The sequence below is a fragment of the Enterococcus sp. H57 genome (assembly GCF_003112495.1).
GTDB classification, from domain to species: Bacteria; Bacillota; Bacilli; order Lactobacillales; family Enterococcaceae; genus Enterococcus_B; species Enterococcus_B faecium.
This window is the reverse complement of record NZ_BEHC01000054.1, coordinates 1-10,937: the sequence shown is the minus strand read 5'-3', so window position 1 is coordinate 10,937 and position 10,937 is coordinate 1. Positions and strand designations below refer to the sequence as shown.

At 39.7% G+C, this 10,937-nt stretch carries 7 protein-coding genes, 19 tRNA genes and 1 riboswitch; of the genes, 2 read left to right on the top strand and 24 right to left on the bottom strand.

From position 1 onward, the window contains the following. The coding region (locus tag DIZ30_RS10295) for a site-specific integrase (protein ID WP_234414802.1) at positions 1–865 on the top strand (865 nt) is incomplete at its 5' end. An 81-nt stretch (positions 866–946) separates the two neighbouring features. Here the strand turns inward: DIZ30_RS10295 and DIZ30_RS10290 are convergent. Next, positions 947–2,719: an ABC transporter ATP-binding protein gene (locus DIZ30_RS10290; protein ID WP_002299072.1), complete on the bottom strand. Its 1,773-nt coding sequence runs from the start codon at positions 2,717–2,719 to the stop codon at positions 947–949. Positions 2,720–2,721: 2 nt separating this feature from the next. Next, the gene (locus DIZ30_RS10285) at positions 2,722–4,434 is read right to left on the bottom strand and encodes an ABC transporter ATP-binding protein (RefSeq protein ID WP_002299074.1); all 1,713 of its coding nucleotides are present in this window, start codon (positions 4,432–4,434) and stop codon (positions 2,722–2,724) included. 114 nt (positions 4,435–4,548) lie between these two features. Here DIZ30_RS10285 and DIZ30_RS10280 point away from each other — a divergent pair, with 114 nt between their 5' ends. After that, entirely contained in the window at positions 4,549–5,217 is a 669-nt protein-coding gene (locus tag DIZ30_RS10280; protein WP_002299075.1) for a TetR family transcriptional regulator, read from the top strand. A gap of 66 nt (positions 5,218–5,283) precedes the next feature. Here DIZ30_RS10280 and DIZ30_RS10275 read toward each other — a convergent pair whose 3' ends face one another. The 22 genes from DIZ30_RS10275 to DIZ30_RS10170 all read right to left on the bottom strand — a co-directional run bounded on the left by DIZ30_RS10275 (position 5,284) and on the right by DIZ30_RS10170 (position 10,918). After that, positions 5,284–6,072, bottom strand: coding sequence for an alpha/beta hydrolase family protein (locus DIZ30_RS10275; protein ID WP_002299077.1), 789 nt, complete (start codon positions 6,070–6,072; stop codon positions 5,284–5,286). A gap of 82 nt (positions 6,073–6,154) precedes the next feature. Then, entirely contained in the window at positions 6,155–7,627 is a 1,473-nt protein-coding gene (locus DIZ30_RS10270; RefSeq protein ID WP_098188839.1) for an MDR family MFS transporter, read from the bottom strand. A gap of 129 nt (positions 7,628–7,756) precedes the next feature. Beyond that, the gene (gene metK / locus DIZ30_RS10265) at positions 7,757–8,950 is read right to left on the bottom strand and encodes a methionine adenosyltransferase (protein WP_002289731.1); all 1,194 of its coding nucleotides are present in this window, start codon (positions 8,948–8,950) and stop codon (positions 7,757–7,759) included. Then, positions 8,948–9,027: riboswitch (SMK box riboswitch) on the bottom strand. (Overlaps the previous gene by 3 nt.) Before the next feature lie 188 nt (positions 9,028–9,215). Next, positions 9,216–9,287: transfer RNA gene (locus tag DIZ30_RS10260), tRNA-Glu, on the bottom strand. Positions 9,288–9,298: 11 nt separating this feature from the next. Further along, positions 9,299–9,372: transfer RNA gene (locus DIZ30_RS10255), tRNA-Ile, on the bottom strand. Between the two features lie 12 nt (positions 9,373–9,384). Continuing rightward, positions 9,385–9,455, bottom strand: a tRNA-Gly gene (locus DIZ30_RS10250). A 4-nt stretch (positions 9,456–9,459) separates the two neighbouring features. Further along, positions 9,460–9,532: transfer RNA gene (locus DIZ30_RS10245), tRNA-Phe, on the bottom strand. A 3-nt stretch (positions 9,533–9,535) separates the two neighbouring features. Beyond that, positions 9,536–9,608: transfer RNA gene (locus DIZ30_RS10240), tRNA-Asp, on the bottom strand. 18 nt (positions 9,609–9,626) lie between these two features. Then, positions 9,627–9,700, bottom strand: a tRNA-Met gene (locus tag DIZ30_RS10235). Positions 9,701–9,712: 12 nt separating this feature from the next. Then, positions 9,713–9,802, bottom strand: a tRNA-Ser gene (locus DIZ30_RS10230). 22 nt (positions 9,803–9,824) lie between these two features. Continuing rightward, positions 9,825–9,896: transfer RNA gene (locus DIZ30_RS10225), tRNA-Glu, on the bottom strand. A 21-nt stretch (positions 9,897–9,917) separates the two neighbouring features. Then, positions 9,918–10,005, bottom strand: a tRNA-Ser gene (locus DIZ30_RS10220). Positions 10,006–10,029: 24 nt separating this feature from the next. Then, a tRNA-Ile gene (locus tag DIZ30_RS10215) sits at positions 10,030–10,103 on the bottom strand. A gap of 13 nt (positions 10,104–10,116) precedes the next feature. Continuing rightward, positions 10,117–10,187, bottom strand: a tRNA-Gly gene (locus DIZ30_RS10210). Position 10,188: 1 nt separating this feature from the next. Next, a tRNA-Asp gene (locus DIZ30_RS10205) sits at positions 10,189–10,264 on the bottom strand. A gap of 18 nt (positions 10,265–10,282) precedes the next feature. Continuing rightward, a tRNA-Met gene (locus DIZ30_RS10200) sits at positions 10,283–10,356 on the bottom strand. Between the two features lie 12 nt (positions 10,357–10,368). Next, positions 10,369–10,458, bottom strand: a tRNA-Ser gene (locus tag DIZ30_RS10195). Between the two features lie 23 nt (positions 10,459–10,481). Then, positions 10,482–10,555 (bottom strand) — tRNA-Ile (locus DIZ30_RS10190). A 13-nt stretch (positions 10,556–10,568) separates the two neighbouring features. Further along, a tRNA-Met gene (locus tag DIZ30_RS10185) sits at positions 10,569–10,642 on the bottom strand. Between the two features lie 27 nt (positions 10,643–10,669). Continuing rightward, positions 10,670–10,742, bottom strand: a tRNA-Ala gene (locus DIZ30_RS10180). 19 nt (positions 10,743–10,761) lie between these two features. Continuing rightward, positions 10,762–10,835 (bottom strand) — tRNA-Pro (locus DIZ30_RS10175). Positions 10,836–10,844: 9 nt separating this feature from the next. Beyond that, positions 10,845–10,918 (bottom strand) — tRNA-Arg (locus DIZ30_RS10170). Positions 10,919–10,937 lie beyond the last annotated feature (19 nt).

Sequence of the window (10,937 nt, the reverse complement as noted above, 5' to 3'; positions counted from 1 at the left end):
TTCTGTGAATTGGTTGTCGTTAACTTTATTCTACAGAAGGGACTTCCTTTTTTGTATGGATTTTTTCATTTACACAAAATATTTTATACTCTCAGATTACTACTATTTTGAAAAAAATTTATCATATAATTATGTAATACATTTAAAAACTTTTACAGGAATGATTTTTAAATTCGCCAACCGTCGATATGGATTAAAATATAATCCCGTAAATGGGGTTTCTTTAGCAAGAAAACCTAAGACAAACGAAGAAATAAAAAAAGAAAAAGATGGTTATTTATCAAAAGAAGAAGTTCAAATGATTGCTAGTAAACAAAAAAGTTCACATCAACAGTCACGTTATTCTTTAATTACTAAATTTTTGTTTTTAACTGGACTACGTTATGGTGAATTGATATCTTTGACTGAATCTGATTATGATGGTAATAAAATTACGGTTTCTGGTACTTATGATTACGAGTTAAAAATTAAAACAACAACTAAAAATACAGGTTCTTATAGAACCATTGAATTATCAAGTAATGCTAAAGAAATCATAGATCAATTAATTGAAGAAAACAAATTAGTTAAGAATAATAAAGATAAATACATTTTCATCTCTAAAAATGGTAACCCGATATCTATTCAAGCATATAATCAATCTTTAAGAGCAGTATCCAAAGAATTAAACATAGATAAAAAAGTTTCTTCTCACATGTTAAGGCATTCCCACATTTCTCTACTTACAGAATTAGGAATCCCATTAAAAGCCATTATGGATCGTGTAGGACATGAAGATTCAAAAACAACATTAAAGATTTATACTCATACAACTAAAAATATGCAAAATCAACTAGTAGAAAAACTAGGAAAAATAGAAATTTAAATTGCCCCTTTTCTGCCCCTTATAAAAACAAACAACATAAAATATATAAAAAGAACCCCGTTATAACGAGGTTCTTTTAATTTAACTTTCAAATACAAATTGATTATGATAAAGTTCCGCATAAAATCCATTTTCTGCTAATAACTCGTGATGACTGCCTTCTTCAATGACTTCCCCATCACGCAAGACAACGATTCTATCTGCATTCAAGATTGTTTTCAGCCGGTGAGCAATCACAAAGCTGGTTCTTCCTTTGATTGCTTCATCCATTGCTTTTTGGATCCTTGCTTCTGTTACCGTGTCTACATTACTTGTTGCTTCATCCAAAATCAATAAAGATGGATTTGTGATGATCGTTCGAGCAATACTGATCAACTGCTTTTGACCTGTACTGAATAAGTTATTTTCTTCGGATATCTCTGTATCATAACCTTTTTCTAACGTCATGATGAAGTCATGAATATTCGCTTGTTTTGCTGCATTGATGACTTCTTCATCTGAAGCGTCCGGTTTGCCGAATGTGATATTGTCTTTGATCGTTCCGGAGAACAATACAGATTCTTGCAAAACGATTCCTACATGTCTACGTAATGCATCAAGATCATAATCTCGGATATCTATTCCATCGATGACTACTGAACCATCATTGACATCGTAAAAACGGTTTAGCAGATTCATGATCGTCGTTTTCCCCGATCCTGTTGGACCAACAAGAGCAACCATTTCTCCTTTGTCCACATTGATCGAGACATCTTTCAAGACTAGTTTTTCTGGAGAATAACCAAAATCTACGTGCTGCAACGCAAGACCTTTTTCAACACCATCAAATGCTTTACCGTTTTCTGGTTTGACTTCATCTTTTTCATCAAACATTTCATTCAATCGTCTTGCCCCTGTAATCGCTAATTGGATCATGCTGTATCCAGATGAAATCTGCATCAGTGGTTGGTAATATTGTTGTGAATACTGGACGAATGTCACAACTAAGCCTAATGCCACCGAACGTTCCAAATCACCATTTAATGCTAACCAGCCGCCGAAAAAGATAACTATCGCTGTATTGACCAGTGACATTCCTTGCATCATCGGAAATAGTAGACCAGAATAAGCTTGTCCTTTGAAGGTTGCTTCGCGAACACTTTGATTATGCTCTAAGAATCCTTCAATCGTTTCTTCTTGTAAGCCATTTGTGATGATGACACGTTGTCCGCTGATTTTTTCATCCATATAACCATTTAGTTTCCCCACTTCATCTTGCTGAAGATCCACATATTTCCGTGCTTTGCGGATAATCAAGACAGCTATCAAAACGGCTACTGGAGTGGAAGCAATTGTAGCCCAAGCTAACTCTACATTTTGGCGGAACATCATGATCAAGATCCCGACAAGTAAAACAGCATTCGTGATGACTTGAAGCAAAGCTTGGTTCAAACTATTTTGAATATTATCTAAGTCACTGGTAAAACGACTTAAAATTTCACCGTCTTGATGAGAATCAAAGAAACGGATCGTCAATTTTTCCAATTTGTTGAATAGACCGATACGCATTCGGTTCGTTGACTTCCCTACTACTTGTGTGAACAAAATACTATAGATAAAGTTGGCTGCACTAGCTAGTACATAAAACAGCAAGAGTTTCCATATTACAGAAACAAATTTGCTTTTATCGTCTACGCCTTGCATCAAGCCTCCTACGTAATTAGCTAATTCTTGAAAAGCTTCCCCGATGTATTGAGGTGCCTTTACTTGTAGATAGGTAGCAATGATCACTGTGATAAAGATAAAGAAAAAGGAGAGTTTGTACCGCTTCAAATAGTGATAGAAAAATTTACTTGCTTTTATTAGATCAGTCATACTTACTCCTCCGTTCCTTTTTGAGTTTCAAAGATTTCCTGATAGACACGGTTTCCAGCTACCAATTCCTCATGGGTTCCTTCGCCGACTAATCTGCCTTCATCCAATACTAAGATGCGGTCTGCTTTGACAACAGAAGCAATTTTTTGTGCGATGACAATCGTCGTTGTTCCCTTCAAATCTCGATCGAGTGCTTCTCGGACCAGCTTTTCAGAGCGAGCATCCAATGCACTCGTACTGTCATCTAGGATCAAGATCTTTGGATTACCGATAACGCCACGAGTAATGGATAAACGTTGCTTTTGACCACCAGAAAAGTTACTGCTACGTTCTTCTACTGGTGCTTCGTAACGATCAGATAACTTTTCGATGAATTCTTTTGCTTGAGCAATAGAAGAAGCATGTTCCATCTCTTTTTCTGTTGCATTCTTTTTCCCTTGACGCAAGTTTTGAGCAATCGTTCCTGAGAATAAAATTGCTTTTTGCAAAACAAAGGAAACCGTTTGTCTTAAACTCTTTTCATTTACTTGACGAAGATCTACACCACCTACTTCAACTTTGCCTTCTGTCGGATCAAATAGACGAGGGATCAATTGTGCTAGTGTTGACTTCCCGGCACCAGTCGCCCCGACGATACCAACCATTTCTCCAGGTTTGATAGAAAAGCTGATATCTTTAAGCGTATCTGTATCCTCACCAGGATAACGAAAAGAAACATGGTCAAAAGTGACAGAACCCGTCAACTCTTGTTCTGGAACGTCTAAATAAGTAAGATCTGGTTCAGCATCTAAAATTTCCGTGATCCGCTTCAGCGATACCGCTGCTCTTGAAGTCATCATCATCATCATTCCGCCAATAATGATTGCCATCATAATCTGCATCAAGTAGTTCATGAATGAAGCAATTCCACCAATTAACGTAGGATCATCTTTAACAAGATCGCTCACAAAAAAAATCGCACCGACAACAGCCAAATTGGCAGCCAACATGAAGGACGGGATCATCACAGAAAATAATGTACCGACTATGATGTTGTGTTTTGTTAAGTCCTCACTTACTTTGCTGAATGTCTTCAATTGGTTTTCTTCCTGTACAAAAGATTTCACCACACGAATCCCTAGTAAGTTTTCTTTTGCAATGCTATTCACACGATCAATCAGTTTTTGAATGATCATGAAGTGCTTGCCCATCCTTGTAAATGAAAGTGCCGTAATCAGAAATACCGTAACGATAAGCGCTACGATGATCCACCATAATTGCGGCATCGTGATCATAGCTAAAATGAACGCACCAATAAATAGAAATGGAATTCGAAAAAGTGATTGCAAAGAAATCATCACTAAATTTTGGATTTGCGTGATATCATTTGTTAGACGAACAACAAGATTTCCAGCAGAAAACTGTTCGATATTCCCAAATGAAAATGTCTGGATCTTTCGAAAAGCTTCCTCTCGGATGTCTGCACTTACGCCTTGAGCTACTTTTGCAGAGAAAATCGTGTTCGTTACACCTGCGGCTAATCCTAGCAAAGCCAGACTGATCAGGTAAATACCAATTGTTTTCATTTCATCATTATCTTCTGTAATAATAGCTTCCAATACTTGCTGTAGTAACTTAGGTTGCCATAATGCTGCTGCAACCATGACTGCTACGGACAGCAAGGAAATAAAAACAGCTACTTTATATTTTTTCGCATGTCGTAAGATTAATTTCATTCGTTGATTACACCCCTTTGTTTAAATTGACAGGACTAATTTAACACTGTAAAATTAGACCGACTAACAATTTACCATGTTTAAAAAGATAATGCAATACACGAGGTTGATAAAATGGAAATAAAGCTTTCTCAAGCAATCATCATTCAGGCCGCCTTTGATATCCTGGCTGAAACACAAGCTCTTTCGCAGCTTTCCATGCGAAACATCGCAAACAGAATTCATGTTCAAGCACCTGCTTTATATTGGTATTTCAAAAACAAACAACAGCTCTTGCAGAAAATGGCTGAAACAATGGAAGATGAATTAGCGCTTCCAGATCCAACTTTGCCTTGGAATGAACAGTTGCTGCAGTATATGGAAAATTACTATGACCTTTACACACGTTTCCCTTGTGGGGCAGAATTAGAAATCAATACTGTGCCCGCTTTTCCGAGTCGATTAGAACATTTGGAGCAAATGATCCAATTACTTGTTCGTGAAGGATTTTCAGTCACCCAAAGTCATCAGGCCATTGCCTCTCTCCACAATTTATTGATTGGACAGTTAATGGATCAGCAGCATGAACAGCAGCTTCGACAAAAGATTATGGACGGAAATGAATTTTTGAAAGAAACAGTTCTATTTATGCGTAATTATGTAGTTGAAAATCAATTAGAGGGATTTAAAGAAAGTATGCAGTCCCATGCAGAATTGAATGAAAAAGCACTCTTTCTAACGAGTGCACAAACCTATATTGAAGGCTTATGCCAACAAAATAAAAGAAGAGAAAACGAGCAGTAAAAAAGCTCCTATAGAGATCACTATGTTTGTGATCTCTATAGGAGCTATCTTTTTAAGACTCTTTTTTTATTTTTCTTCCATTAGCCACGCCAATGCACGTTGAATCCATTGGTCCCAGAAGATCCAGTTATGATCGCCAGGTCCTTGTTCAAAGGTGACCGCCAAGCCTTGTTCCTGCATAGCAGATACCATTTCCTGATTTGCCTGATAAAGAAAATCAGATTCCCCACAAGCCATATAAAATCTTGGAACTGGTTTTCCGCTTTTTACTAGTTCTTTCAATAAGTATTGCGGATCATTTTTTGAACCTTCGATTTGATCCAATGGTCCAAAGATCCCTTCCCAAAAAGCTGCTTTACGAACCATCAAAAGATCATCCATTCGATTTCCTACAGAAACAGCGCCTGAAAGAGAGATTACTGCTGCGAAATTTTCTGATTTTGCAAGGCCTAGTTTTAACGCGCCATATCCGCCCATCGATAATCCAGCGGCATATGTTTTTTCTCTTTTTCTTGTTAATTGCGGGAATAATTCATGACAAATCTCAGGTAGCTCTTCTGCAATGAATGTCCAATACTTCATGTCATAAACTGTATCTGTGTACCAGCCAAGATCAGTAGATGGCATGATGACAGCTAATCCGTAGTCTGCTACATAACGTTCAATCGACGTACGTCTTTCCCATACACTATGATTGCCACCCATTCCATGAAGTAAATATAAAACAGGTATATCCGTTGTCTCTTGCTCTGAACTGGTGCCAATCACCTTTTTTGTTGTTTGCGGTAGTATCACATTTAGATTGACTTCCATTTCTAACACATTCGAATAAATATTTGCTTGAATAAATGCCATATTTTCGCCTTCCTTAGTAAGAAGTTATTTTTGAATAACTTTAAATTTGAATGATTCGGCTACGTACATATCTTAACCGAAACTACTGTTTTATTTTACCACTTTTTTCATGAACGAGAAGCGTTAAGACCAAAGCAATGATCACGAGTAACAAGCCAACTAGATAAACGGAATGTAACCCATCATAAAGAATTTTTCTTAATGGTAACAAAATATCCGCATCAATATATTTAGCCGTTTGTGGATTCACCAGTTTATTCATGATATCTGCATCATTTGTTAAATTTGCTGCTGCAAGTTCTCGTTTAGTTACCCCATTTATCAATAAACCAAAAATAGAAACCATGACTGTTTGACCAATTGTTCGAACTAACGTATTAAAAGAAGTTGCTACACCAAGCTGGTCACGAGATACACTATTTTGTGCACTGACAGTCGAGGTAGTCATGGTCACACCTAAGCCTATACCGATGACCGTTGATATAGCAAAAAACCATAAATAGTTACTTCTGAAAGGCATAAGATACAACCAAGCGCCCCCAATAGCTGCGATTAGTAGTCCAATTCTCAAGACCCAATGAGTTTTCATTTGAGTCATCCACTTGCTTGCAAGGAAAGAACCGACCATCCAGACTAGTGATAATGGTGCTAATACCAACCCACCAATTGCTGCATTCAGTCCTAATACACCTTGCATCCACATAGGAATATAAACATCGATTCCCATCAAAAAACCACTAGCCAATGCTGCAGCCAAGTTTACCACAACAAATAGTGGATTTTTGAATAAATGCATCATGATGACAGGATCTTTAGCTCTTTTTTCAGCAAAAATAAAAACACCCAACAGTACGATACTGCCTAGCAACAAAGCAGAAACAAGCGGACTCATTCCCTCGTCTCCTAATAATTGGAACCCTAACAGCAATGAGACCAGCATAGCCATCAAACTAAAACTACCAAAAATATCCATTGGTTTAGACTCATGTATGATTTTTGGTTCATTTAAATATAGCCAAATCAAAATAATTAATAGAATACCGATCGGCACATTGATAAAAAAGATCCAGTGCCAGCTGATCGTTTCAACGATGAATCCTCCCGCAAGCGGTCCAAAAACACTGGCAATCCCCCAGGCTGAACTATTCAAACCTAAAACTTTTGCTCGCTTTTCAATAGAATAAAGATCGCCGATGATCGTCAAAGCTACTGGCATCATTGCCCCAGCACCCATCCCTTGAATCGCACGAGCAGCAATCAACCCAATCATGCTTTGAGATAAACCGCAAAATAACGAACCGATAATAAACAATAATGTCCCAAAAATAAAGATTGGTTTCCGTCCCACTTTATCCGCAAGTTTTCCGTAAATCGGAGTAAGCATAGCGTTTGTCAGTAAATAAATCGAAAATACCCAGTTCATGATTTCCATTCCATGTAATGAACCGACAATCGTTGGCATAGCGGTTGTTACGATTGTACCTTCAATAGCCGTCATGAACGTTGCAATGAAAATACTCACTGTGACCAAAGTAACATTTGTTTCTTTTTTCATCTTATTCCTCCCTTTCATTATGACAGGATCTAAAAATAGATAAATAATTACTATCTTTTTCAAGAGGTTAACTGCCATAAAAAAAGCTGGAACAACCACCACTTGGCGATCGTTCCAGCTGAATATAACTTATTTTGCTAAACTTGCTTTCAACGCATCTACTTTGTCCGTATGTTCCCAAGGCAAATCTACATCTGTACGACCAAAATGACCGTAAGCAGCTGTTTGTTTGTAAATCGGACGACGCAAATCAAGCATCTCGATGATTCCTGCTGGCCGAAGATCGAAGTTTTCTCTCACTGCAGCAATCAGTTCTTCTTCCGGAACCGTTCCAGTACCGAAAGTATTGATTGAGATCGAAACAGGTTGAGCAACACCAATCGCATAAGCTAGCTGTACTTCTGCTTTGCGAGCAAGCCCTGCTGCAACAATGTTTTTAGCAATATAACGTGCAGCATAGCTGGCAGAACGGTCAACTTTTGTCGCATCTTTACCAGAAAAAGCACCGCCACCATGACGAGCATAACCGCCATACGTATCAACAATGATTTTTCTTCCTGTTAATCCGGCATCCCCTTGAGGACCACCAATGACAAATCGGCCAGTCGGATTGATATAATATTTCGTTTGATCATCTAATAATTCAGCTGGAATAACTTCCTTCACTACTTTTTCGATGACATCATGACGAATTGTTTCATTATCTACTGCATCATCATGCTGTGTTGAAATAACGATTGTATCTACGCGTTCCGGTTGTCCTTGATCATCATATTCAACCGTTACTTGAGATTTTGCATCTGGACGTAAATACGTTAATTCATTTGATTTACGCAAATCTGCCAAGCGGCGTACCAGACGATGACTCAAAGCAATTGGTAAAGGCATCAATTCTGGTGTTTCATCTACAGCAAACCCAAACATTAAACCTTGGTCGCCAGCACCAATCTCATCTAATACGTCTTTTTTATCTTCATCCCGGATCTCAAGTGCTTCATCAACTCCTTGAGCAATATCAGGAGATTGTTCATCAATCGCAACCAATACAGCTGCTGTATCTCCATCAAATCCGAATTTTGCACGTGTATAACCAATTTCTTTTATTGTTTCCCGTACGACTTTTTGAATATCTACATATGCCGTCGTAGATATTTCTCCAAATACTAAAACAAGACCAGTTGTTACAGACGTTTCACACGCTACTCGTGCTGTTGGATCTTGTTTTAAAATTGCATCCAAGATTGCATCACTGATTTGGTCAGCAATTTTATCTGGATGTCCTTCAGAAACAGATTCTGATGTAAATAAGTGTCTTTCTACCATTATAATGATTCCCCCTAGTTAAATTCGGTTACAAGGCATCTCCGTCCTGCGGATCCTTTCGGGAACTTGCAACGAACCAAGTATAGCAGATAAAACAGTTTTCTGCTCGTATTTTTTCATTTTTTTGCTTAAAAAATATAAAAATATTTTACATTAGAACTGTCCAAAAAAGCTTAGCACAATCATCCATAAAGATAACTCTGCTAAGCTTTTTAAAATCATTCTTTCAGATAAAAAGAAAAAGATACTCAAAAAGTATCTTTCATGACCCGTACGGGATTCGAACCCGTGTTACCGCCGTGAAAGGGCGGTGTCTTAACCGCTTGACCAACGGGCCAATAAAATAAATGGGCCTAAATGGACTCGAACCATCGACCTCACGCTTATCAGGCGTGCGCTCTAACCAGCTGAGCTATAGGCCCATAAAAACTAAAAGCGGGTGACGAGAATCGAACTCGCGACAACAGCTTGGAAGGCTGTGGTTTTACCACTAAACTACACCCGCATAATGGCGCGGGACAGAATCGAACTGCCGACACATGGAGCTTCAATCCATTGCTCTACCAACTGAGCTACCGAGCCAAACGGTTCCGACGGGAATCGAACCCGCGATCTCCTGCGTGACAGGCAGGCATGTTAACCCCTACACCACGGAACCAATGTTTTTAGTTTTTAATTGCGGGAGCAGGATTTGAACCTACGACCTTCGGGTTATGAGCCCGACGAGCTACCAGACTGCTCCATCCCGCGATAATATGAAAAAGGAGGATAAGGGATTCGAACCCTTGCACGGTTTTACCCGCCTGACGGTTTTCAAGACCGTTCCCTTCAGCCGGACTTGGGTAATCCTCCATGTAAAACTATATTAAATTAATGACCCGTACGGGATTCGAACCCGTGTTACCGCCGTGAAAGGGCGGTGTCTTAACCGCTTGACCAACGGGCCAGGTAAAACAAAATATTGAAACGGAGAAGGAGGGATTTGAACCCTCGCGCCGGTTTCCCGACCTACACCCTTAGCAGGGGCGCCTCTTCAGCCACTTGAGTACTTCCCCAAAACCAATAAGATTTTGTACTAATGGGCCTAAATGGACTCGAACCATCGACCTCACGCTTATCAGGCGTGCGCTCTAACCAGCTGAGCTATAGGCCCATAAAAAACTAAAAGCGGGTGACGAGAATCGAACTCGCGACAACAGCTTGGAAGGCTGTGGTTTTACCACTAAACTACACCCGCATGGCGGTTCCGACGGGAATCGAACCCGCGATCTCCTGCGTGACAGGCAGGCATGTTAACCCCTACACCACGGAACCAGTGTTTTTAGTTTTTAATTGCGGGAGCAGGATTTGAACCTACGACCTTCGGGTTATGAGCCCGACGAGCTACCAGACTGCTCCATCCCGCGATAATATGAAAAAGGAGGATAAGGGATTCGAACCCTTGCACGGTTTTACCCGCCTGACGGTTTTCAAGACCGTTCCCTTCAGCCGGACTTGGGTAATCCTCCATATGAAACTTACAACGCCACAATGGACCTTGTAGGACTCGAACCTACGACCGGACGGTTATGAGCCGTCTGCTCTAACCAACTGAGCTAAAGGTCCAGGCTCTTAAAAATCGCGGCGGAGGGGATCGAACCCCCGACCTCCCGGGTATGAACCGGACGCTCTAGCCAGCTGAGCTACACCGCGAAAAAGATATTCATTATTTAAATGAAATGGAGCCTAGCGGGATCGAACCGCTGACCTCCTGCGTGCAAAGCAGGCGCTCTCCCAGCTGAGCTAAGGCCCCGTGTTTAAATTTATAATTATCGGGAAGACAGGATTCGAACCTGCGACCCCTTGGTCCCAAACCAAGTGCTCTACCAAGCTGAGCTACTTCCCGTTTAATTAACGCGCCCAAGAGGAGTCGAACCCCTAACCTTTTGATCCGTAGTCAAACACTCTATCCAGTTGAGCTATGGGCGCATATTTGAAATGCCGAGGA